This window comes from Jeotgalibaca sp. A127, assembly GCF_052266745.1.
In the GTDB taxonomy this organism is placed as follows: domain Bacteria; phylum Bacillota; class Bacilli; order Lactobacillales; family Aerococcaceae; genus Jeotgalibaca.
This window is the reverse complement of the sequence record NZ_JBQPRC010000002.1, coordinates 157,663-179,606: the sequence shown is the minus strand read 5'-3', so window position 1 is coordinate 179,606 and position 21,944 is coordinate 157,663. Positions and strand designations below refer to the sequence as shown.

The 21,944-nt window shown below is 42.9% G+C and carries 21 protein-coding genes; 2 read left to right on the top strand and 19 right to left on the bottom strand.

What is annotated here, in order from left to right:
• Nucleotides 1-10 precede the first annotated feature (10 nt).
• From allD to ACTVAI_RS03065, 9 genes are all read right to left on the bottom strand, one after another.
• Nucleotides 11-1,084, bottom strand: a complete 1,074-nt coding sequence (gene allD / locus ACTVAI_RS03105; protein ID WP_443472484.1) for an ureidoglycolate dehydrogenase — start codon at nt 1,082-1,084, stop codon at nt 11-13.
• 20 nt (nt 1,085-1,104) lie between these two features.
• Complete coding sequence (gene allE, locus ACTVAI_RS03100) at nt 1,105-1,893, bottom strand: (S)-ureidoglycine aminohydrolase (RefSeq protein ID WP_443472485.1); 789 nt, start codon at nt 1,891-1,893, stop codon at nt 1,105-1,107.
• A gap of 30 nt (nt 1,894-1,923) precedes the next feature.
• On the bottom strand, nt 1,924-3,150 hold the full coding sequence (gene allC / locus ACTVAI_RS03095) for an allantoate deiminase (protein ID WP_443472486.1): 1,227 nt from the start codon (nt 3,148-3,150) through the stop codon (nt 1,924-1,926).
• A gap of 451 nt (nt 3,151-3,601) precedes the next feature.
• Entirely contained in the window at nt 3,602-4,435 is an 834-nt protein-coding gene (locus tag ACTVAI_RS03090) for an alpha/beta fold hydrolase (RefSeq protein ID WP_443472487.1), read from the bottom strand.
• A 65-nt stretch (nt 4,436-4,500) separates the two neighbouring features.
• Nucleotides 4,501-5,613 carry a VOC family protein gene (locus ACTVAI_RS03085; protein ID WP_443472488.1) on the bottom strand — a complete coding sequence of 371 codons (1,113 nt, stop codon included), beginning with the start codon at nt 5,611-5,613 and terminating at the stop codon, nt 4,501-4,503.
• Between the two features lie 160 nt (nt 5,614-5,773).
• A complete protein-coding gene (locus ACTVAI_RS03080; RefSeq protein WP_443485862.1) occupies nt 5,774-6,559 on the bottom strand; it encodes a 2-keto-4-pentenoate hydratase in 786 nt (261 codons plus the stop codon).
• A gap of 9 nt (nt 6,560-6,568) precedes the next feature.
• On the bottom strand, nt 6,569-7,594 hold the full coding sequence (gene dmpG / locus ACTVAI_RS03075; RefSeq protein WP_443472490.1) for a 4-hydroxy-2-oxovalerate aldolase: 1,026 nt from the start codon (nt 7,592-7,594) through the stop codon (nt 6,569-6,571).
• A 13-nt stretch (nt 7,595-7,607) separates the two neighbouring features.
• Nucleotides 7,608-8,486 (bottom strand): acetaldehyde dehydrogenase (acetylating), encoded by an 879-nt coding sequence (locus ACTVAI_RS03070; protein ID WP_443472491.1) that lies wholly within the window; start codon nt 8,484-8,486, stop codon nt 7,608-7,610.
• A gap of 21 nt (nt 8,487-8,507) precedes the next feature.
• Nucleotides 8,508-9,284: a 2-keto-4-pentenoate hydratase gene (locus tag ACTVAI_RS03065; protein WP_443472492.1), complete on the bottom strand. Its 777-nt coding sequence runs from the start codon at nt 9,282-9,284 to the stop codon at nt 8,508-8,510.
• Between the two features lie 209 nt (nt 9,285-9,493).
• Here ACTVAI_RS03065 and ACTVAI_RS03060 point away from each other — a divergent pair, with 209 nt between their 5' ends.
• Entirely contained in the window at nt 9,494-10,279 is a 786-nt protein-coding gene (locus tag ACTVAI_RS03060; RefSeq protein WP_443472493.1) for an IclR family transcriptional regulator, read from the top strand.
• Nucleotides 10,280-10,342: 63 nt separating this feature from the next.
• Here ACTVAI_RS03060 and ACTVAI_RS03055 read toward each other — a convergent pair whose 3' ends face one another.
• The 9 genes from ACTVAI_RS03055 to ACTVAI_RS03015 form a co-directional block, all read right to left on the bottom strand.
• Entirely contained in the window at nt 10,343-11,014 is a 672-nt protein-coding gene (locus ACTVAI_RS03055; protein ID WP_443485861.1) for an ABC transporter ATP-binding protein, read from the bottom strand.
• A 9-nt stretch (nt 11,015-11,023) separates the two neighbouring features.
• Nucleotides 11,024-12,109, bottom strand: a complete 1,086-nt coding sequence (locus tag ACTVAI_RS03050; protein ID WP_443485860.1) for an ABC transporter permease — start codon at nt 12,107-12,109, stop codon at nt 11,024-11,026.
• Nucleotides 12,110-12,262: 153 nt separating this feature from the next.
• On the bottom strand, nt 12,263-13,222 hold the full coding sequence (locus ACTVAI_RS03045; protein ID WP_443485859.1) for a sugar kinase: 960 nt from the start codon (nt 13,220-13,222) through the stop codon (nt 12,263-12,265).
• 25 nt (nt 13,223-13,247) lie between these two features.
• Entirely contained in the window at nt 13,248-13,787 is a 540-nt protein-coding gene (gene hxlB, locus ACTVAI_RS03040) for a 6-phospho-3-hexuloisomerase (RefSeq protein ID WP_443485858.1), read from the bottom strand.
• A complete protein-coding gene (locus ACTVAI_RS03035) occupies nt 13,784-14,398 on the bottom strand; it encodes an orotidine 5'-phosphate decarboxylase / HUMPS family protein (protein WP_443485857.1) in 615 nt (204 codons plus the stop codon). Before ACTVAI_RS03035 ends, hxlB begins: the two co-directional genes overlap by 4 nt.
• Before the next feature lie 10 nt (nt 14,399-14,408).
• Nucleotides 14,409-15,065: a hypothetical protein gene (locus tag ACTVAI_RS03030; RefSeq protein ID WP_443485856.1), complete on the bottom strand. Its 657-nt coding sequence runs from the start codon at nt 15,063-15,065 to the stop codon at nt 14,409-14,411.
• Complete coding sequence (locus ACTVAI_RS03025) at nt 15,062-17,197, bottom strand: hydantoinase/oxoprolinase family protein (protein ID WP_443485855.1); 2,136 nt, start codon at nt 17,195-17,197, stop codon at nt 15,062-15,064. Before ACTVAI_RS03025 ends, ACTVAI_RS03030 begins: the two co-directional genes overlap by 4 nt.
• Nucleotides 17,198-17,215: 18 nt before the next feature.
• Nucleotides 17,216-18,508, bottom strand: coding sequence for a gluconate:proton symporter (locus ACTVAI_RS03020; protein WP_443485854.1), 1,293 nt, complete (start codon nt 18,506-18,508; stop codon nt 17,216-17,218).
• A 244-nt stretch (nt 18,509-18,752) separates the two neighbouring features.
• Nucleotides 18,753-19,766 carry a LacI family DNA-binding transcriptional regulator gene (locus ACTVAI_RS03015; protein WP_443485853.1) on the bottom strand — a complete coding sequence of 338 codons (1,014 nt, stop codon included), beginning with the start codon at nt 19,764-19,766 and terminating at the stop codon, nt 18,753-18,755.
• 520 nt (nt 19,767-20,286) lie between these two features.
• Here ACTVAI_RS03015 and ACTVAI_RS03010 point away from each other — a divergent pair.
• Nucleotides 20,287-21,537: a dicarboxylate/amino acid:cation symporter gene (locus ACTVAI_RS03010; protein ID WP_443485852.1), complete on the top strand. Its 1,251-nt coding sequence runs from the start codon at nt 20,287-20,289 to the stop codon at nt 21,535-21,537.
• Between the two features lie 142 nt (nt 21,538-21,679).
• Here ACTVAI_RS03010 and ACTVAI_RS03005 read toward each other — a convergent pair whose 3' ends face one another.
• Nucleotides 21,680-21,802, bottom strand: a complete 123-nt coding sequence (locus ACTVAI_RS03005; RefSeq protein WP_443472497.1) for a hypothetical protein — start codon at nt 21,800-21,802, stop codon at nt 21,680-21,682.
• Nucleotides 21,803-21,944: the final 142 nt, after the last annotated feature.

Below are 21,944 nucleotides of genomic sequence, written 5' to 3'. Positions count from 1 at the left end.
CTTATTTGGTTTATTCTTCTATTTTTTCGGCAAATGCATTCAAGCCGCCGTATTTATCGAAATGGATTGTGTCACTTTCCAGGTATTCATAAATGTTTTTTTCAACTGGAATACCTTCGGCCATGTAATTTTTATAGCGAATTTGTCCCAGCTCACCCGGAACATAAACTTGATCGAAGCCAACCGCAGGGCGGGTATTGTGCAATTCTTCAATGGTTTGCTCAATATTGGCTTTGAATCCTTCCAGTGAGGTGAAGCGTTTTGGATCGATTAAGATAAAGAGCTGACCCAAATCACGCCCTTCCTCCATTTTGTCATACATGGAAGAAACATGTTTCCCAAACGGCAAGCCCAAAAGGACACCGGAAAGGATATCAATCATCATCATTAAGCCATAACCCTTTGGACCGGCAATGGGCAAGAGTCCTGCCACTGCATGTGGATCGGTTGTCGCTACTCCGTTCTTATCCACCGCCCATGTATCTGGAATCGGATTATTTTTCGAGCGAGCATCCAAAATTTTCCCCCATGCCTGCACTGTAGTAGCCATATCAAAAATCAGAGGTATTTTTGCTTCGCGTGGAATCCCGAAAGCAATCGGATTGGTTCCATAATAAGTTTCCGCCCCACCGAATGGTACCACCATTGGGTCGGATTGACACATCGCAATGGCAAGTAAATCTTGTTGGGCCGCTTTTTCAACGTAATAGGAGAGCATGCCGCTGTGACTCATTTTGGAGACACCAACAACAGCCACACCAGATTCTTTGGCCAAGGAAATAGCTTCACCAAGTGCCAGGTTTGCAACATAATGACCTTGTCCGTTATCACCGTGGAAGATAGCGGAACTTGGACCGGTTTTTTCGAAACGGACTTTTGGTTCTATGGTGACTCCGCCTTTTACGATGCGTTCTGCATAGTAGTCAACGCGAACTGCCCCATGGGAGTGCACGCCATTGGCATCGGCATAAACCAAATGTTTCGCTACTTCTTCAGCCTGCTCTTCTTTCAAGCCTGCCTTTTGTAATTTCGTCTTCATTAAGTGATGCAGCTTCTCGGGCATCACTTTAACTATATTAGTCATTATTTTATCACCTGTCTAAATTAAATTTTTGGATCGCGGTTGCTGTCTTTGGAATAAACGTAAGCCAATGGTTCGTCGCGTCCAACTGCGTAAGCTGCTTGTTGCGAATAAGAGCCCATGAAGATATAATCGCCTTTTTCAACCGCCATCCAGTTGTTGTCCAGGTTGTACATACCTTGTCCGGAGATGATGTAAGCGCCATGCTCTTGGTAGTGGGTCTCGATATAGCCATGGCTCGCACCTGGTTCAAACGAAAGGATATGCATGTTCATGTCGAACCCTAAATCAGTGGTTGGCAACAAATCCCATAATAGGACATCTTTCATGCCTTCATATTCGATCGGTTCAATATCATTTTTATTGCCGACAACTTTATGTGGTTCAAAGCCTTCAAGTGGCTCATAACGGCGTTTATACAAAAATGCTTCTGTGTCTTCAGTTTGGCCGTTTTCCATGTACATTTTCACACCCGCCGGTAAATATACGTAGCCGCCTGCAGTCAGTTCATGGGTTTCTGTACCATCACTGACTTTCAATTTCCCTTCAATCACATAGATGAATGTTTGGACACCTTCTTCACCAAATCCACGTTTGTTTTGACCACCTTCGTGGAAAGTAATGATGTAATCAACGAAGGATGCTCCCAATTTAGGAGAACCCAAAATTGACATTGACACATTTTCAAAACCCGGAACAGAGTTACGGACAATTCCATCATGGGGAATCAAAGCAAAGTTACCATGTTTGATGACGGCACGAGACTCCAAAAGTCCATCTCTGTAGCCCGTTTTATTATTTTTGTATCCCATTTTAAACACTCACTCTTTCTTTAATATATTTTAATAAGCTAATTTATGAAGTGATTCCGCTAATGCTTTAACACCTTCCGTTAAATCCTCTAGCTTTGTTTCTTCAGCTGGATTATGGCTGATACCATTAATACTTGGTACGAAAATCATGGCGGTAGGATAGTGTGGTGCGATGATTTGTGAATCATGGCCTGCTCCACTGTGCATCACGCGGTACTTCATGCCTTGTTCTTTTACAACACTCTCAATTGTCGCAACGATTTTTTCATCCATTGGAACCGGCGCTTCATCCATCCAGCGGTTGATGTCAATGCCGATCTCCATGGCCGCTGCAGTATCTTTCATCAATGTTTCCAATTCCTCAGTGAATGATTTCAGCACTTCAGCGTCTGTATGGCGGCAATCGATTGAGAAAATTGTTTCACCCGGTACTACGTTGACAGTGTTTGGTTTCGGTTCAACACGACCAAATGTCAATACAAGTGGGTCGCCCATTTTTTTGGCACGGTCAATTGCTTCAGAAGCTATTTTACTGAAGCAATAAATGGTGTCTTTACGGTAGCCCATCGGTGTTGTACCCGCATGGTTTGATTCACCCTTAAGCGTAATCGTGTAGCGTCTTTGACCGGCAATATTATTGACTACCCCAATTTGGAGGTCCTGCATTTCCAAGACGTTTCCTTGTTCAATATGCACTTCCACAAAAGCCTTGATATCATCGCGGCGGACACGGTCTTCTTCTTGCTTGAAATCAAAACCGGATTCGCGCATGGCATCCACGAATTTCACGCCTTTTGCATCCGCAATCTCTTCAACTGCTTCACGGCTTTCTTCATTGACAAAGTTTTTGCTTCCCCAGAATACGGTTGGAAAACGACTACCTTCTTCTTCAGCCATAGAAATGACTTCCAAAGAACGCTTAGGTTGGCCATATTTCTCTAATAAATACTGAACTGCCAGATAACCTGCTGTAATGCCGTATTGGCCGTCCAATGTTCCACCGTTGACAACAGTATCGACATGGGATCCAGTCATGATGGTTTCGTTTGGTAATTCAGAACCTTCAATCCGGCCGTATAGGTTTCCGACTGCATCATATTTGACTGTCATACCAATTTCTTCCATTTTCATTTTTACTGCCTCTTGCGCTTTTACCCAAGATTCTGTATAGAGAAGACGCGTCATACCACCTGTTGGATCGCTTCCGATTCCCGCGAAGAATGCAATGTTCTCTTTAACTAATTTTGTTAAATCCATGATAATGCCTCCTAAGTATGCTTCGATATCTATCTTATATTGTAAGCGTTTCTTTCCTCTATTGCACTGACTCTAATGACAAATTATCTAATCACTTTGTTCAATTTAGATAAAAAAGATTGTGAAGTTAAGCACTATGTCCATCTGCTTTAGCAATACAAAAAAACGGTTCTTGGTTATCTGGTGTTGGCGAAGGAAATGCCCTTCGGCCTGCGTGTTTGCTTGTGTACTGCCGTGGGACCGCCCTGAGCCTGTAGTCTCCGGGCTTGCAAGCCTCAAAGGGACCGTAGACGCTGAAGCATCAACGCTCCCTACTTTCGCATTGCATCCTTGACACGGCCACAAGCAACCCCACCGTCCTTCGGGATTTCCGAGAAGAATACCTACCAACACCATAAATAATAGAACTAAAAAAACCAGGCGCAAGGTCCTGGTTTTTCTCATATTCATATTATTGTGCAATAAAGTTTCGAACCAAATTCGCAAATTCTTGTGACTTCTCGATTTGCGTCCAGTGTCCGCAACCGCCGAAGATGTGTAGTTCCGCGTTTGGCAATAGATGAATCAAGCGCTCTGAGTTCTCAACTGGAACAACTTTGTCTTCGCGACCGTGTACCAATAACGTTTTATGCGCAATTGTCTTGAAGGTTTCATCCGGGAATGACAAGTCGTCAACAGACGCTTGACGTGGATGCGGGAACATGGAGCTGAACGCTTCATGGAAGCCTTCTTCCATTGATGCTTCGTAGCGCATTTGAATCAAATCTTCAGAAGCGAATTTCTTGTTGAAAGTGAACAAGTCAATCAATTCTGCCATGTTTTCCTTTGTACCTTTGTAACCCCAAACTTGATCCAGGCCGTAAGGAATATCTCCTTCAGTACCCATAGCACCCATCGTGATGATTTTTTCAACACGGTCGGGAACTTCAAGCGCTGTCGAGAATGCCAATGAACCACCGAACGAGTTACCCACTAGAATAACTTTTTCAATATCCAATGCATCCAGGAAATCAATAATTTGTGTCGTCCATAAATCTTTTCCGTAGTTCACTTGGTCTCCGGTTGGTTTATCAGAGAAACCAAATCCAACCATATCCATCGCATACACATGCGCCACATCTTCCAATAATGGCAATACTAAACGCCAGTTAGCATAAGCTGAAACCCCTGGACCTGATCCATGGATGAACAATAGCGGTGTTCCGCCGTTCTTTTCGCCTACTTCTAAATAATTCGTTGTAAAGTTTCCTGTTTTTACACTTTTTCCTACTTCTGGTCTACTCATGTCTACATTCCTCCTCATTAATTAAAAGTCCGGGAAACAAAGCCCCGGACTTTCAGCATCAACAATTATCCTCTAATATGCTCAGCTTCTGGGCGTTTTTCTTCGATGGCTTCCTTGAATTTAGGTTCAAGTCTGCTTTGAATATTTCTTTCTTCTTTCAGTTTATTCTCTATTGGGTTGTAGTAGATGTTTGAAGCCTCATCTTCATCTTGAATTGCTGGTGTACCATAACGGAAGTAAGTACTTGGTAATTCCCCACCGTACCAGATAATAGCCAATTCAGTATCTTTCGCTTCCCATTCAACCGTTGGGAAATCTGGATCCAGGATTAGGTAGCCAGTATCTCCAAATAGTTCGATACGGTTTCCGCCTGGCTCGATGATATACATACAACGTGCTTGGGATACACCATGTTTCAGTGGACCCGCTTCGATTGGAATATTCCACTCTTTACATGCTTCAGATAGATCGTCCAAATGTTGCGGAGCGCCATACCAGAATGCCAAATGGTGAAGACGGCCATGTCCACCTAATGTATCTCCCATCAGTGCAACCTCATGAACAAGTGGTGAAACGGATAACCAAGTTGCAAAGTATGAACCATCTGGATTCTTAACGCCTTCACGAATTCGGAATCCTAATAAATCACGGTAGAACTCAGCATTAGCAGGTACAACTTCTGGATTAGTCATGAAGTTAACGTGGTCGATACGACGTACCGGAACACCATGTAATGGTTTACGTTGTGCACGGTTCAATAGTTGTGATTTTTTATCCTCTGGAGCAACATAGCGCTCAACATCCCAGAATAATTCCAAACGGTGACCATCTAAATCATCAAATTGGTAAGCACGGCCGTGACCATAACTCTCTTCGATCCATTCACCTTTAACGCCTGCTTCTTCCAATGCTGCAACACGACGCTCCAATGCTTGCGGAGAACTTGTACGGAAAGCCGTATGTTTCATCCCTGCATCTTCACCTTTAGTCAAAATCAAGGAATACACATATGTATCTTCATAAGCACGTAGGTAAATGGAGTCTCCCTCTTCATGGACAACAGTCATTCCCAAAATTTTTGTAAAGAATGCTTCTGATTCTTCCAATACCGGTGTGTACAATTCACAGTGAGCCAATTGATGCGTATCGAATAATAATTCTTTGTAAGTTTCAGTCATGATTAATTCTCTCCCTTGTTGTTTGTTTTTTTAGTTTTTAGGAATCGCTTACAATTCTTGCATAATTTAACCTTGCTTCAAAACCTTGTATTGGATGATCACATGCTGCTTTTCCAATGCGATAAGTCGTCCCCCTCTACGCTGGATTGTTTTTAATTTTTTATGCCATAATGAAGGATACTTCTCCCAAGCCATCGATTTTAACGGAGACAAAGTCGCCACGTTCAATCCGGACTGCTTCTGTCATACCGCCAGTCAAAATCGGTTGACCAGCTGGAACTTTTTCGCCTTTTAGAGCGAGCATATTCGCCAATCGTGCCACAGCGTTAGCCGGGTGACCCAGCACTGCTGCCCCTGTTCCGAGGGCTTTCACTTCACCATTGATGGTGAGGACGGCACCTAAGGCATCCAGTTCCAGATTTTCAGGAGTTTTGATCGTTGTTCCCATTACCAGACCTGCGGCGGATGTATTGTCCGCAACTACGTCCGGGAGGGTGAAATTAAAGTTTTCGTAGCGACTGTCGATAATTTCGATAGCCGGGAAAACAAAGGCTGTATTCGCCAAGACTTGGGCTCTGGTAATACCGGGGCCTTGTAAGTCCTGTTTCAGGATAAAACCGATTTCCGGTTCAACCTTTGGATGAATAAAGCGGTCGATCATGACTGTCGACCCATGGTTTTCTACCATATAATCAAAGGTATAACCGTATATGGGGTCCGTCACATTCATTTGCTTCATTTTTGCATCACTGGTCAATCCCATTTTCGGACCCAGAATTTTATGTCCCTCCGCCAATTTCTGGCGGATGATTTCTTCTTGAATCAGATAGCCTTCTTCCAGGGTCAGGTCCGGGGCTTGATCGGCACTTGGTCGCAAAACTTCCGTGCGCTTTTTTTCTGCCCCGTGTAGAAAATCAGCCAAAGCTTTAATTCTATCTGTTCCCATGGTGTCCTCCTATACTGTCACTTTTTCCTTTTCTTCGGCCATCTTGGCGGCCATATCGTAAATCATGTCTTCTTGACCACCGACTACTTTTATTTCGCCTAGTTTAATCAAGATGTCACGTGGTTCTAAATTGAATTGACGTGCTGCACGCTGCGCATGCAACAGGAATGCGGAGTAAACACCGGCATAGCCTAATGTCAAACTATCACGCGTAATTTCCTGCGGTTTCGGTAATAACGGTGCTACAATATCTTCCGCAGCATCCATAATCTTGTACAAATCAACACCTGTTTCGATGCCCATTTTTTCAAGAACCGCAATCAATACTTCTGTTTGTGTGTTACCAGCCCCGCCACCCAATGCACGAATACTACCATCGATATACGTTGCGCCGGCTTCAATCGCTACTAATGAGTTCCCAACCGCCAGTCCCAAGTTATTATGGGCATGGAAGCCAATTGGAATCGAAAGGTTTTCCTTAAGAGCTGCCACACGTTCACGTACTTGATCCGGTACCATCGCACCTGCAGAGTCCGTCACGTAAACAACATCCGCTCCGTAACTTTCCATCAACTTCGCTTGTTCAACAATCACTTCAGGTGGAGCCATGTGTGCCATCATCAAGAATCCGACGACTTCCAGCCCCATGCTTTTCGCAACTTCAATATGTTCCCGGGAAACATCCGCTTCCGTTACGTGTGTCGCCACCCGTACCATTTTCGCTCCTGCCTCCACCGCTTCTTTCAAATCCTCTACTGTCCCAACACCCGGTAACAAAAGAACACTGATTTTCGAAAAATCGGCTACCTCTGCTGCCGCGCGGATTAAATCGATATCGCGAACTTTCGACATTCCGAACTGTAAGGATGATCCACCCAGTCCATCGCCATGCGTCACTTCGATATAAGGAACTTTTGCATCGTTCAATGCTTTTGTAACGTCAACTACCTGCTCAACTGTGTACTGATGGGCCACCGCATGACTTCCGTCACGCAAAGCCACTTCTGTAACAATCACATCTGGTTTTCTTGTCAATTTATCCACCCCCTCACACCAATACTTTTACTCTGGCAAATTCTTCTGCAACACGAACTGCAGATGCAGTCATGATATCCAGGTTTCCGGAATATTTAGGCAAGAAATCGCCCGCACCTTCAACCTCGACGAAAACGGTTACTTTATTGTTATCAAAAATTGGTTTCGAACGAATGCGATAACCAGGTACGTATTGTTGTACTTCCGCAACCCGTTTGTTGATTGCTTCAGTGATGACTTCTTCGTTCAGCGCATCTTCTTCAACTAATACGAAGACGGTGTCACGCATCAAGATTGGCGGATCTGCTGGATTCAGGACAATGATTGCTTTACCTTTTTTAGCTCCGCCCAAATCTTCAATCGCTTTTGACGTTGTTTCGGTAAATTCGTCAATGTTTGCCCGTGTTCCTGGTCCAGCACTTTTACTGGAAATCGTAGCAACGATTTCAGCATATTCAACCGGTGCCACTTCGTTGATCGCTTGAATAATCGGCGTTGTCGCTTGGCCACCACACGTTACCATGTTTACGTTTCTGGCATCCAAGTGTTCTTTCAAGTTAACTGTAGGCGATACGAAAGGCCCGATTGCCGCTGGGGTTAAGTCAATCATGAGGACGCCATGTTTTTCTGCAACCTTGTCATTGTACTCATGAGCTTTTGCTGAAGTAGCATCGAAGAGGATGTCTAGTTCCCCTGATTTCTCAGCCCACTCATCAATTCCTCCTGCATAAACGTCAAGACCCAATTCTTTCGCTTGAACCATTCCACGCGATTTTGCATCAATCCCGATCATTGCGACCGGTTCAATCAAATCCGATTTGAACAGTTTCATCATCAAGTCGGAGCCGATATTTCCGGAACCGATAATGCCTGCTTTTAATTTATTCGTCACGATGTATCCTCCTTCTATCTTCTACTTTTCAAAATGCACACTTACTTCACCTAAATCCGAGAACTTAGCCTGGAAATAGTCACCTGGTTCAGCCACTACCATCGCAGATAATGCTCCGGATAAAATCACTTCGCCTGGTTTCAAGGTAATGTCATACTGGCTCAACTTATTGGCCAGCCATGCAACACAGATTGCTGGATCTCCCAAGGTCGCTGTTCCGACTCCCGTGTTTTCCAAATGGCCGTTTTTATAAAGATTCATGCCAACCATTTTCAAATCGACATCCGTTATTTTGACTGGTTTGCCACCCAGGACATAAAGCCCACTGGAAGCATTGTCCGCTACCGTATCCGCCAAGGTGATTTTCCAGTCTGCCACGCGGCTGTCAACAATTTCCAGAGCCGGTAAAACATAATCCGTAGCTTGGAGAACCTCCATTGGGGTAACGTTTGGTCCTTTCAGTTCATCTTTCAGGATAAAAGCAATCTCACCTTCAACCTTCGCTTGCAGCAACGCTGACCTTGGAACCGTTCCACCGTTTTCGATTACCATGTTATCCAGCAGATGACCGTAATCCGGTTCGTCCACGCCAAGCGCTTGTTGAACAGCTACTGAAGTTAGGCCAATTTTCTTACCGGTGATTTTTGCTCCGTTTTTAACTTCGCGGTCAATCGTCTCCAGTTGCACATGGTATGCTTCATCAATTGTAATATCAGGTTTGATGGAAATTATTGGTTGGACCCCTGTACCTTTTTCATGGGCACTTGCAAGATGATCCGCTAAATCTTTGATATCCATTTGGCTTTCCCCCTACAACTTTATCGTGATGTTGGATAAATATTATTCGTTTATTTCTTAACTGACTTTATTGTAAGGGTTTTCTTTTTTAAAAAACAGGGTGTTGTTCCGCTATATGCAACAAAAACGAAAGATTTAAACTTTTTTGATAAAAATCGTGTATACTGATATTAAATGAAGAAAACGGTTACACGATTAGGGGGATGACTATGGAAAAAGTAGCCAAGCGTAGCGATACTTTAAGCTCTGTTCGAAATGCCGCGCGTATATTAAATAGTTTCACCGCCGATAATCCGACACAACGAGTGAGTGATATTGCTCTGGACTTGGATTTAGGCAAAAGTACGGTGAGCCGTCTGTTGGCCACCTTAGCAGAAGAAGGTTTGGTGACGAAAGATCCAGAAACACAAGAATACCATCTGGGTTCAAACGTTTTGACAATGGCCGGCGTCCTTATTAACAATATGGATATCCATAAAGAAGCCGCACCTGTTTTGAACCAGGTTGTCCAACAAACAGGCGAAACCGCCCATCTTGCTATCATGGATGGACTCGATACGATTTATATCCATAAAGAAGAAGCGACCCACCCAACCCGGATCAAAACCCATCTCGGTAGACGCAACCCTTCCTATTGTACGAGCTCCGGAAAAGTCTTGATGGCTTTCAGCGATCCGGAATTAACCGAAAGAATTATCGCCAAGGGATTAACCCCTTATACTGAAAAAACAATCATCAACGCCGAGCAATTGCGGACCGTGTTGGCCAACATCAAAAATAACGGTTATGCGACTGCCCGCGAAGAATTCACCAAAGGCACGATTTCCATCGCGGCTCCAATATTTGACTATACCGGGAAAGTTGTCGCTGCACTGTCGGTTGTCGGATCCGCCAAACGAATGAAGCCATACAAACGCACCGAATTCGCGGCTATCGTCAAAAATGCGGCAGCCGACGCCTCCGAAAGACTCGGTTATGACCAACGCTACTTATAAACGCAATAAACCAGGAAGGGATCAGCCCTTCCTGGTTTATTTGTTGCTATTTGTGCACTGTTTCTACTTACGCTCACTCAATACGCCATCTTTCATGACGTAAACCTTGTCACAATATGAAATCAGGCGTTCATCATGCGTAACCATGATCGTGGCTTTTTGCTTATCCTTCGTTTCCCGAGCCAGAATCTCCACCACTTCAAAAGCTTTTTCCGTATCCAAACTCGCAGTGGGCTCATCCGCCAAAATCACCGCGGGATCATGATACAACGCTCGCGCAATCGCAACTCGTTGGCGCTGCCCACCCGACAAATCACTCGGATACTTCCCAGCCAGCTCCTGAATATCCAAACTCTTCAACAATTCCTCAATCTTCTCACGATCCAGCTTCGAACGATTCACTTTATTAACCAAGCGTAACTGGTTTTTAACTGTCAAAAAAGGAACCAAATTCGAAGCCTGTAAAATAAAACCAATCTCCTCAAACCGCAGCTTACTGCGCTCCTTGTCACTGACCTCACTAAACGCTTTTTCCTGAATCTCAACCTTACCCGTCGTAGGAGTCTGCAAGCCACCAAGTATTGTCAAGAGCGTACTCTTACCTGAGCCACTCGGTCCGATAATCGCCACGAATTCACCCGCCGATACCGAAAAATCAGTTGCCTTCAGTGCTTCGATTTCGTTACCACCATCATTAAATTTTTTCGAAACATCCACCGCTTCAATTAATTTCATAAGTGCCCCCTAACCGATCGCTTCCAGCGGATCTATTTTGACAATCGCACGTACCGAGAAGAATGCCCCCAGTACCGCAAACAATACCAATAGCACCGTTATCGCCGCCAAGAAAAGTACATTTGTCGAGTACGGGACCGCGGTTGGCAATACCAACGATGTTCCAACTGTTAAAAGTAAACCAATGCTGACACCGACCGCCGCTAATATAAACGTCTGTGCAACGACCGACTTAGCGATATACCCAGTCGAAATCCCCTGTGCTTTCATTACACCAAACATACTGGACTTTTGCACCGTCAGCACATACATGAAAATACCAATCACAACTGCCGCAATGACAATCAAAAACCCGATCATTAAGCCAAACGTTAACACTTGCGCCATATAGCCAGGAATCTCTTCAATATATTCCTTAATCGAATAAAAGCGCAGATCATCATTTTCCAAATCGAATTCAGACAGCGCATCGTCCCTAACGACCAGTGCACTAATGCGTCCTTCCTCAGAATCATCCACCTGACCAAAGCGCACATCTTGATACGTATTCACGGTTGTATATAAAACAGGTGCGACATTAAATTTTGCATTTTCCGTGAATCCGACTACTTCAACTTCCAAGTCCGAGCCAGCCATCTTGAGCGTGTCGCCCAAACCAATACCGAACTCTTCCTGCAAACTAATATCCGCTACGACCTGATAATCCTCTTCAAACGCTCCCCCTTCAATAACCTCCGGCATGATGAATTGCTCTTTTTCAATCCCGAAGAACGTCACGTTTATTTTGGCATCCTCACCAGTCTCGCCTTCTTTACGAACCACACTTGCTGTCTGTCCCAAAACAGCGACCTCATCTGCATCCACATCGTCCGCCAAGCTTCGTGGCATCATGGACATATTTATATTAGCATTCGATTCGTCTGTCAAAACGATTCCCGAAGCATCCCATTTATCAACACTTGTCCGGTTGTCCATCGCCAGCCCATAAGCCAACCCCACCAAGAAGAACACCAGATAAGAAACCAAAGTCATAACCCCGATAATCAAGGCAAAACGCAATTTCGCATGCTTAATCTCATTCCAAGCCAAAAACATCCAATCACCCCTCCTGTATTAACTTCCATTTATTTTATCAAACGATAATAAAATCCAATAACGACAAGCCTCTCTTCCCGACAAAAGACACCATATTGTATAAAAAAAAGTATGACCCTCTTAAAAAGGATCATACCTATCTGATAGTTTCACTCACAAAACGCCTGATAATAATCTTTCTTCCATGTATGCTTGCAGTTCATCCCGGGTTGGTAAACCTTCGTTATCACCAATATTTTGCACTTGCAATGAACCAATTGCATTAGCACGTTTTGCTGCTTCTTCTAGCGGCAATCCGTCTAAATAACCCGAAATGATTCCAACCGCAAAACCATCTCCTGCGCCTACTGTATCAATAACTTTTTCTACTTTGTAACCTGCAACTACTTGCATCGATTTATTAACTTCTTGAACCAGCGCGCCATGGCTACCATTTTTGATAACGACTACTTTAACACCTAGTTGATGATAAAAGGCAGCAATTTCCTCAGGATGACTTTTACCAGTAAGGATTTTCCCTTCAGAAATTCCTGGTAAAATGACATCTGCAAAGCTAGCCAATTCATTCAAAACCTGGACCATCGTTCCCTCGTCTTCCCATAGTGAAGGACGCAGATTAGGATCAAAGGTAATTAAGCATTGATGTGCCTTCGCTTTCTCAGCAAGGTAGAACATTGCCTCACGGGTAGAATGACTGATAGCCGGTGGAATCCCTGTCATGTGGAAAACTTCCACTTTAGTGAAATCAATGGCATCCACCTCAGCCTTCGTCAACGTGGAGAATGCACTCCCTTTACGATAGTAGGCAACATCTGGATCACAATCTTTTACTTTATTTTTAATTTGGAGACCTGTCTTGTAAAGCTCATCAAATAAAATATATTCTGTCCCGATTTTTTCTTGTTCCAAACATTCAGAAATGTACTGGCCAAATGGATCATTACCCAACTTGGAAACATAATTAACCGGTAATCCCAAACGGGCCAATCCAATCCCGACATTCACTTCCGCTCCAGCAATTCCTTTGGTGAAGCGCGTGATTTCTTTTAAATCGCCGTAATCTTCGGCGATGAACAATCCCATAGGTTCGCCTACCAACAATACTTCTTTCACATTTCCGCCTCCTCTCTTATATTAATCAAACATGCAATTGAGTCGCTGCTTCATTTGATATTCGGTCACGCTCACTCACTAATAGACAAATATTATCCAATAAAAGATGAACCGCTTGATCGAATAACGACCCAAGCAACTGAATCGATTTCCGGTTCTCTTGGTCGCCTCTGACAGTGGCATCTAATTTAATAATATGGTCAGCCACCATCCCTAGGGATGATTGTTCATTATTGGTCACTGTAACAATTTCCGCTCCCACTTTTTGCGCTTTTTCAGCGTTCAATAATACCGAACCTGTATTTCCCGATCCCGAGATACAGAACAACACATCACCATCCCGGAAACTCGGTGTATTTGTTTCACCCATTACATAAACTTCGAATCCCAAATGCATCAAGCGCATGGCAAAACATTTCCCAACGTATCCTGAACGCCCTTCTCCATCCACAAAAATGCGACCGTCTTTTTGGATAAGGTCCACTGTCTTCTCGATTGACACGCGGTCCACTTTTTCCAATACCGTTCCGACTTCCTCAACAATTTGCATCAAGTAATCACTCATTTATTCACCGACTCCCAAAATTGTTTTGCACTCTTTCTTATATCCTCGCTCTTAGTAATGCTGCTACCGACAATGACAGTAGCAATTCCAGCTTGTTTTAATAACGGTAAATCTTCCAACGTGACGCCGCCAGCAACTGCAATACAGTTAGTGAATTTATGTTTTTCAAAAAAAGATTGTAGATAGCTTTGCAGATTACCCGCTTTGTCTTTGGCCAAGTGAAGGCCGATAATCGCATCATCGAATTCCTGTAATTGAACCATCTTGTCATCATTAATTTCCAGTGTATCAATGAGATATTCTTTTTCATATTCCTTGGCTACTTTTTGGCAAATCCGAATACTTTCTAAGGCACTTGCACCCATTACCGTCGCAATATCGGCACCATGCTTATATATCTGGCGGAATTCATACTCCGCCTCATCAATGGTTTTGATATCGGCAAGTATCGGTTTACAAGTGGTCTTCCGGAGTTCCCTTAAAGCTTCCAAACCATAATCCTTGAAAAATGACGTCCCAATCTCAATGATATCTACATACGGCTCTGCTTCATGGATGATACGCTTTGCTTCTTCAATTGTTACCCGATCAATCGCTAGTTGTATCTTCATCTCAATCTCCTTACTGTACAGTTTGCTGTTGACTCATGATACTGTCATATACTTTTTGCGCTTGTTCCTTATTATGTGGATATAATAACAACACATCCAAGACATTAGGGGAAAAAGGCAGTCCCAGGAGATCTTGAGCGAACGCCATACTAGCTATTTCGGCTTGGGCAATTAATTTGGATTTATATTCATATTTCCCCAACCGCCACAATGTAATCTTATGCATATTGACATACAAATCTTTGCGTTGTTCTTCAAAATGATGGAATAGTTCATGCGCCTTGACGATATCCTCAAGGTTCAGTCCTTGCAGTGCCATAATTTCTTCTTGCTCCACTAAATCTTGACCTTTTTGGATATTTTCTTTATAAATCGTCATTTTATTTGGCTTTTGATACGTTCCAAAATAAATGTATTCCAGACCATTATGAGAATCCTTATAAGTTAATTGAATCTCCAATTCCTTGATGTATTCATCTATTGAACAGTTTCCGTACTTACTTTTCAATTCTTGGCTGAGAGACACACCACACTGGGATGCCTCACGAAAGATGTCATCTTTTTGTTCGTTGCTCAATTTACCATCCAATGGATCTTGTGTGAAAAGATACCTACCAAATACTTCAAGCGGCAACTGCATCAGCGTCTGAATTTTTTCCTTGATCATAAGTTGTTCTTCGCTCCAATAACTATGACTTCATCTGCACTTGAACGAACCATGAGTTCAGTATCCATGACCATGTGCAGTTGATTTAAGTCCATCATTCCGTTGTAGTCCATCACCTTACCACCGATACACAAGTAAATATCTGGGGTCAATTTAATATCTGATTTATAAACAGAAAGTTCTTCCCATAGCTTGTCCGCAACATTACGTGACCCGGCTGTTGTCGTCTTGACAGCTGTACCATCACTACGTTGCACCTTGATGAATCCTTTTTTATCAACCAATCGAATCTGATTTTGACCATCTTTTTCCATTTGGAATACAAAGAAGGATTCGTTCTTGGTCAATAAGTTCACTTGGAATGGGTTTGCCTTCAATGATTCCGCGGCAATTTCACGCGCTTCTTGTTCATCCACTTCCTTAGTTAAATCAGTTGTTTGCATTTCTGTCGATCCCATAGCAATTGCTCGAATTTGATTGGTTTGTGAATCAATCTCGATTTGGACCTCAATTGTGTCAGGGGAAGCTCCTGATTTCACAGCACTGTCGACGGCTTCCGCTCTGATTTGAGCGATATCTTCAGCGGTTGGATTTGGGACAACACGTTCAACCACATCCCGAACCATGGCTAAAGCGACACCAATAGAAGAAATAACTTCTGCATGGTCTGCAATTTGATAATTCAAATTCATTTTCTTGGCAGTGAATGGTAGCAATGAAGTCGCTCCACCCCCACCACCGACAAGTTGGATTTGATCACGTTCAACTTTATGTTTGGCAGCCAGATTTTCAATAACCTTGATAACGATATCGGAAGCTTTTTCTAAAATATCAGTCGCAACTTCCTCAATCGTTTTACCGAGTTCTTTTGCCAATGGTTCAATGGCTTTAACACAAGATTCATAGTTTCCGTAAGAATAGTCTTCCGGACCAACCAATTTCAATGCATTGGCCGCGCATGTTACGGTAATTGCTATGCGTTTACCATTCTCCGATTCAATGGCAATGTAGTCTCCTGGATCACCTGCAAGTGGTTGAACCCTTACCACTTTTGGATTGATGATTTCTTCTACAGGTGTAAATGCAGCATATGGTAGTTTGGCGATATGTGCCGAACGCGGTCCGACATTGACGATTTGTTTCTTGTCAGCCCGAACCATACTTCCTCCAGCAACTCCAGATACATGAACGTCCAGAGAACTAATTAAGGTTTTATGCCCACCTACGACAGAATAATCTACCATCGGACGGCCATTTTTGATTACACCAATATCGGTACTTGTTCCACCCACTTCAAAGAAAATGGCATTGGAAGCTTTCAAATACATCAAAGCTCCAGTCGTGGAAGCTGCTGGACCAGAAAGCATTGTCATAACAGGTCTTTTCCGCATTTCATCGATATCCATAACCCCACCATCACCGCGCATAATCATTAAAGGAACATTGATACCAGCGTTGCGAACACTTTTCTCTGTGCTGTCAGCCGTTTCAAACATCTTTGGCAAAATAGAGGCATTAATGGTTGCGGTTCTGGTTCGACGTGTCAGTCCATACATTTTACTGATATCACTTGCTGCCGAAACCTCGATGCCACGTGCTTTAGCTAATTTTTTTACTTCTTGCTCTTCGCGATTGTCGTCAACCCCGAATACTTCGGAAGCAACCATTACTTGTGCTCCAGCTGCTTGTAAGTCATCCAACGTTTTTTCTACCATTTCCTGGCTGTAGTCTTTCAATTTAATATAACGATGATGGGTCTTGATTTTATGTACACCGCTATCATCCAGAACGATATCCGGGATGTTACTTTGTCTTTTCGCCAAGAACCCTTCAAAACCGCCTTTACCCATTCCGATAATACCGGTCTCAGCTACATCCCCTTCCAACAATGCGTTGGTAGCTTGTGTTGTACTGTGAGCAATAAAAATAACATCATCTGGGGAAATACTATTCTCATTCAAGCATTTACGAAATGCTTCAATGACACCAGCAGATACCCCTAATTCATCATCATGCGTTGTTTTAACTGAACCAATTCCTACAATTTCATGTGTTTCATTATCAACTGCGACCGCTTTTGTATGCGTACCGCCAACATCTATTCCGACCCTAACTTTTCTAGAATTTGCCATTCTCTTATCCTCCCTTGATTATCCAAACATAAAGTACGCTACAGCGATATTGAGTACGGCGATTAACCATGCCCAAGGAACACCACTCTTCAAGAAGTCCTTAACGCTAACTTTCGAGTAGTTCAAAGCCCATAAGTTCCAAGATTGCGTTGGACCTGTTGATAGGTTCATTGTGATTGTTGGAATATACATCAACGGGAAGAGCAACTGCGGACTAAAGCTACCGATGCTGTTAATAACACCAATTGTTGCTGCACCTGCACCGAATACAGTCAAAGGACCACGGAAGTAACCCAATGGTGCTGCGATCATGAACATCAATGCTAAGCCCAACGTACTTTGTGGAATAGCACCCCCGATAATAGCTTCAAAGAATGGCGCTGCTACACCCGCCACTTTATTGAACATAGGCAAGATAAACAGGAAGCCAAGTAAAGAAGCAACGTCAACTACGCCATCGTAAAAGGTACGCGTGATCAAGCGAGAACCCGCTGCATAGTTTGGTAATTTTCCTGTCACAGCTAAACCAAAAACTGAAGCAACAATGAACGCTGGAATTGGTTGCCAGCCCAAGAAAATTGCCAACGCAACAGGAATTAACGGGGTAATCAATGCAATCCCTGGAACCTCATCCCTCTTCTTCTCGACAACCAATGAATCCGCACGAGCGGCCCAGGCATGTGTTGCCCCTTTTCTCATTCGTACTACTAACATCAAGATAATAACCGCCAATTGAATTGCCATAGCACTGAAACCAAAACGTAGATAGGTCCAGTCATATTCGAAACCATTAAAGATAGCTTGCATTTGTTTGAAGAGGACGATATTAACGTACATCCCTGACCCGACACTCATCAGATAGGAAGTAACCGCTAACACTTTTGGCACTCCCAATGACATCAAGATAGGTAAGATAATCACACCGATTGCGACAACCGCTCCGGCACCAAACGTAGAAGTAAAAATAATACCTGTAACAATTGTCAAAAGGATGGTTGTCCAAATTGGATTATCTCCACCAAGTTCCGTTGTTTTCTTGATCAACGTGGATGCGATATCCGTTTCAATCAATATACGTCCAAACCAACTACCAAAGATAACAATTACAGCTGTCGGCCCCCAACTTTCCGGTCCACCTTGGAAAATATTTACCATTGCATCGTTCCATGTCAGTTGTCCACCAAAGATACTTAGCGCGACCCAAATCACAGCCATAAAAGCAAAGCCAATCATTAAGTTTCCACCTTTGGCTGCAAAGTAAATCAAACCAAAGTAGGTAATCAACAGGATTATTCCGATTATTATTTCCATACTCATTTCGCTCCTTTAAAAATAGATTGTTTTTGTTATTGAATCCAATAATTAATAATGCCGTTACTGATATGGGTATTCTTCTTGAAATATCTGTCGCGAATAAGCATCGCCTCCTTTAATGCTTTTTTGTTTATCGATAAACATAAGGGACTAAAAATATTCTCCTACCAATTCAACAGAGGTGTAATGTTATATTGTTCCTTTGTTTATCGATAAACAAAGGAACAAAAAAATATTTACTTTACTTTGGTTTGGTAGAGCCACGAATCACCAGTCCACCTGGTACTTTTATTTTTATAGGTTTTTTGGTTTTGCTATTTTGTTCGAGTCTCTTAATCAATAAATCCATGGACGTTGTTCCCAATCCGTACGAATCTTGAGCAAGAGCAGTTATGCCTTCACGACCGATTAACGGTGTCCAGTCCCAATCATCATAGCCGCATAAACTGAAATCCTTGAATTTTAAACCCTTTTTCCGCATTGCCTTTAAAACACTCAATTGAACCAATCCATTACTTGCAAAAATCACGCGAGGTTCGGGTGAAGCGGAGAATTCTTCTAACATTTCGGCAACCCTATCGATATCCTCCCGATCAAAACTATAAGTTTTTCCGTTTATCTGCGGATTATTTTTCATCGTATCAGCGAATGTTCTATATCGGAGTTCCCTTACCGTATTATTTCCTATGTGTTCCGTGAAGAAGCTAATCGATTTAAATCCATTTTCAAGAAGGTGTTGCATTAATTCAATGCCGAGTTCGTAATTATTGGAAGTAACAACGTCTGCTTTAAAACTCGTTACATCCCTATCAATCAACACCAATGGGATTTGTTTTTGAATTTTTTTTAATGTCGGCTCATTTTCCCCCACTGTGTTAATGATTAATCCATCCACTTGGTTATCCAGGAAGCGGGCGATACTTTCGTTTTCTTTTTCGACACTGTTATTTGAAACCGATATCATTAAAGAGTAGCCTAATTCATTTGCTTTATCGGTTAATCCTTTAATAATTTTATTTGAAAAAGGATTCTCAATATCAGCAATAACAGCTCCCACTAATTTACTTTTGTTGGATTTCAAAGTTCGTGCAATATTACTCGGCCGATAACCTACTTCGTCGATGACGATCTCGATTCTTTTTTTGGTTTCTTCAGACATGTAGTTAAACTTACCGTTTAAGTAGCGAGAAACAGTTGTTCCACTGACACCAGCTTGTTCGGCAATATCCTTGATTGTCGCCCTTTTCTGTACCATCTGTTACCGCAACTCCCATCTTAGAAATCGATAAACGAAACCGTTTTCTATAACTATGTTAATAACATACTCTTATTTTTATACAAATGCAACCGTTTTTTTATTTAATGCATAACTTTCGTAATTTCCCATCATAGTTAAGCAGTGCTCCCTCAACGGTCTGCATAACTCCGGCCCAAACCTAATAAGTTGTGAACAAAAGACTCAAATATAGAAAATAAGTTCCATAATGGGAAGCATTACGACCCTACCTTTTGTCCATTTCGAACAAATCATACCCTCACATTTGTATAAAACGTCATACAACCTTTATTGAAAGCGCTGTATATTTAAGCCAAATGTAAAAAGGGGGAATTTATAGGTTTGAATATTAATGAAGGAGGTCGGTGGAACTGCACGAAAATGATAACGCATTCAGTAAAATCACACGCGTGGTCGAGGGGGGTTAGTCATTATTATTGATTGTTTTTAATTTTATCGTTGAACTAATTTATCATTTCTTTTACAAGGAGGAATTTAGATGAAACGTTTAAAAAATATCAGCATGACCAATCAAATTATGATAGCAATGATATTGGGGATTGTCGCCGGATTGATTTTCGGACCAGCGATTGCACCAATTGAAGTGATTGGACAAATCTTTCTTCGCTTGATTCAAATGGCTGTAGTGGTCATGATCATGGGGGCAGTAATCGAGGCAGTCGGGACGCTAGATCCACAAATATTGGGTAAACTCGGTGGTAAAATGGCTGCTTGGTTCCTGGGCGGAACTGCAATTGCAGCGACATTGGGCTTGGCGCTTGGTTATCTTATTCAACCGGGAGCCGGAGTTGACATGCAAATCGATACCACTGCCGAAGTAACAACTATGACAAGCAGTTTGACGGACGTCATTTTAGCGTTTTTCCCATCCAATGTTATCCAGTCCATGAGCACCGGTAACATGATTCAAGTTATTATCTTTTCCTTACTATTTGGTTTATCCATCAGCATCTTGAGTACACGTCGAGACCTGACTATCTTGAAAACAGCGATTTCCCAATTCAATGAGGTAATCCTGCAATTGGTTACGACCGTTATGAAATTGGCACCTCTGGGTATTTTCGCTTTATTGGCCAATGTAACCGGCGTTATCGGTCTGAGTGTTATTTTACCACTGGCCAAGTTCCTCTTGGCGATGGCAATCGGTTCAGCCATTTTCTTGGTACTTTGGACCTTCCTTACAGCCGCAATTACGAAGGTGAATCCGGTCCATATCGCAAAAGGCCTATCGCGCATGACCATCATGGCCTTTACGACAACTTCGTCCGCGATTACATTGCCGGTCAAAATGGAAGACCAAGAAAATAAACTTGGTGTCAGCCGTCGCATCTCTCAATTGGTTGGACCTTTGGGCATGGCAATGAACAGTAACGGCTTATCGCTTTTCCTTGCCATTGCCGCTATCACATTGGCGCAGTTTTACGGCCTGGACTTCACCCTGGCAAACGCAGTTCAAACCGTTACCCTGTCAACGCTAGCCACTTTGGGAACCGTAGCTGTTCCTGGCGGTGGTCTTGTAGCACTGACAATTGTTATCCCGGCACTTGGCTTGCCACCAGAGAGTATCGGTTTGTTGGCAGGTATCGACTGGTTCTCCGGCATGTTCCGGACCATCCTTAATGTGGATGCTGACGCAACCATCGCCATGATCCTTGCTTACGGCGAAGGCGAACTAGACCATGAACGCATCAAAGCAGCCAACAGCGATACCGTAACAGAGGCTTCATAGGAATTGACAATCGAACGCCCCTGCTTCCTAACATCAGGAAGCAGGGGCGTTTCTTAATTAACCATCATACACAACATACATACTGGCAAACAGCGAAGCCACTACTTCTCACCGCATCAACTTGTTCATGAGACTGATTCCGTTAATGGTCTTCATTATCGGGGGCGATACGAACCAGGACCAGGTTTGCTAGGTTTTGGACTTTGAAATAAGCTAAAAGGCTGATGATTATAAAAGAAGTAATTAGAAGGTAAGTCTTTTCCATTTGAATCCCCTCCTCATAATGATTCTACCCTAAAGTTTTTGCTAATCTCCAGGCTTTGAAAAGGTCATTTATCAAAACTTCAATAAATATACTCTTATCACTGTAAGCATACTCCCCTCTCGTCCCAAAGACCAATCTTTCG

Coding starts and splice junctions, on each gene's coding strand:
- allD (WP_443472484.1), bottom strand. CDS start 1,084: ATGACTAATATAGTTAAAGTGATGCCCGAGAAGCTGCATCACTTAATG.
- allE (WP_443472485.1), bottom strand. CDS start 1,893: ATGGGATACAAAAATAATAAAACGGGCTACAGAGATGGACTTTTGGAG.
- allC (WP_443472486.1), bottom strand. CDS start 3,150: ATGGATTTAACAAAATTAGTTAAAGAGAACATTGCATTCTTCGCGGGA.
- ACTVAI_RS03090 (WP_443472487.1), bottom strand. CDS start 4,435: ATGAGTAGACCAGAAGTAGGAAAAAGTGTAAAAACAGGAAACTTTACA.
- ACTVAI_RS03085 (WP_443472488.1), bottom strand. CDS start 5,613: ATGACTGAAACTTACAAAGAATTATTATTCGATACGCATCAATTGGCT.
- ACTVAI_RS03080 (WP_443485862.1), bottom strand. CDS start 6,559: ATGGGAACAGATAGAATTAAAGCTTTGGCTGATTTTCTACACGGGGCA.
- ACTVAI_RS03065 (WP_443472492.1), bottom strand. CDS start 9,284: ATGGATATCAAAGATTTAGCGGATCATCTTGCAAGTGCCCATGAAAAA.
- ACTVAI_RS03060 (WP_443472493.1), top strand. CDS start 9,494: ATGGAAAAAGTAGCCAAGCGTAGCGATACTTTAAGCTCTGTTCGAAAT.
- ACTVAI_RS03055 (WP_443485861.1), bottom strand. CDS start 11,014: ATGAAATTAATTGAAGCGGTGGATGTTTCGAAAAAATTTAATGATGGT.
- ACTVAI_RS03050 (WP_443485860.1), bottom strand. CDS start 12,109: ATGTTTTTGGCTTGGAATGAGATTAAGCATGCGAAATTGCGTTTTGCC.
- hxlB (WP_443485858.1), bottom strand. CDS start 13,787: ATGAGTGATTACTTGATGCAAATTGTTGAGGAAGTCGGAACGGTATTG.
- ACTVAI_RS03035 (WP_443485857.1), bottom strand. CDS start 14,398: ATGAAGATACAACTAGCGATTGATCGGGTAACAATTGAAGAAGCAAAG.
- ACTVAI_RS03030 (WP_443485856.1), bottom strand. CDS start 15,065: ATGATCAAGGAAAAAATTCAGACGCTGATGCAGTTGCCGCTTGAAGTA.
- ACTVAI_RS03025 (WP_443485855.1), bottom strand. CDS start 17,197: ATGGCAAATTCTAGAAAAGTTAGGGTCGGAATAGATGTTGGCGGTACG.
- ACTVAI_RS03020 (WP_443485854.1), bottom strand. CDS start 18,508: ATGGAAATAATAATCGGAATAATCCTGTTGATTACCTACTTTGGTTTG.
- ACTVAI_RS03015 (WP_443485853.1), bottom strand. CDS start 19,766: ATGGTACAGAAAAGGGCGACAATCAAGGATATTGCCGAACAAGCTGGT.
- ACTVAI_RS03010 (WP_443485852.1), top strand. CDS start 20,287: ATGAAACGTTTAAAAAATATCAGCATGACCAATCAAATTATGATAGCA.
- ACTVAI_RS03005 (WP_443472497.1), bottom strand. CDS start 21,802: ATGGAAAAGACTTACCTTCTAATTACTTCTTTTATAATCATCAGCCTT.